Source organism: Shigella sp. FC1967 (assembly GCF_001743005.1).
Classification (GTDB): Bacteria; Pseudomonadota; Gammaproteobacteria; order Enterobacterales; family Enterobacteriaceae; genus Proteus.
Window position 1 is genome coordinate 1 of record NZ_MIIZ01001135.1, and the last position, 699, is coordinate 699.

Sequence of the window (699 nt, forward strand, 5' to 3'; positions counted from 1 at the left end):
CCCCCAGTCTGTCAGCATGTAGTAGCCGGTGGCACCTCGTTCGCCGGTAGACTCCCTGACGAACAAGATATTCATTCCGAACTCATCACGCAGGGCAGACAACTGTCTCTTGATCGTTGATTCAGGAATATTTGTTGCCTTGTGAAGGTCTTGGAGACTTGGCTTCTCCGTTTTAGACAGGGCATTCACCAAAGCAAATTTTCTTTTCATGTCCTGTGAGATCTTCATATTCACCTGTTCTTGACAGACCCAACCTCTCTGGCTGGGCCTCCTTTATTAGCCTTCGACACTCAGGAGTTCAATGTCTGACACAGGCACATGAACATGCTTTTCCTTGCCTTCGCCATCGAGCGTTTTAACCCAGACAGTAGACGGAACCAGAGCAACACGGTCGGTCATGATGACTCCACGTTTGGTCTCGCCATCCAGGTTAACGTTGACAGCAAAAATCAAACTGTCAGCCCGGACGTTCTTCCATTCCTTATCCTTCGGCAGAGGAGGAAGAGCATCACCGCCTTCTTCATCTTTGTCCTTGCCGCTGTTATCTGGCTGCTTGACAGGATCTTTGTGCTCACCCTCTTCATCACGCAAAGGGTCTTCGTCATCATCGTCCTGACCATTGGAATTTTTACCCCCTTCCAGTTCCTCCTGGGCAAGGTTCAGGTCGTCATTCCCGGTTTGTTCCGGCGTACCATCCCC

The 699-nt window shown here is 50.4% G+C and carries 1 protein-coding gene and 1 pseudogene; both read right to left on the reverse strand.

Going from position 1 to position 699, the window contains the following annotated elements; genetic code table 11:
* Window positions 1-228: helix-turn-helix domain-containing protein (locus tag BHE89_RS19305; protein WP_128860734.1), on the reverse strand; the 228-nt coding region annotated here is incomplete at its 3' end.
* 48 nt (window positions 229-276) lie between these two features.
* Window positions 277-699, reverse strand: a pseudogene (locus BHE89_RS19310) (ParB/RepB/Spo0J family partition protein); the annotation flags it as partial.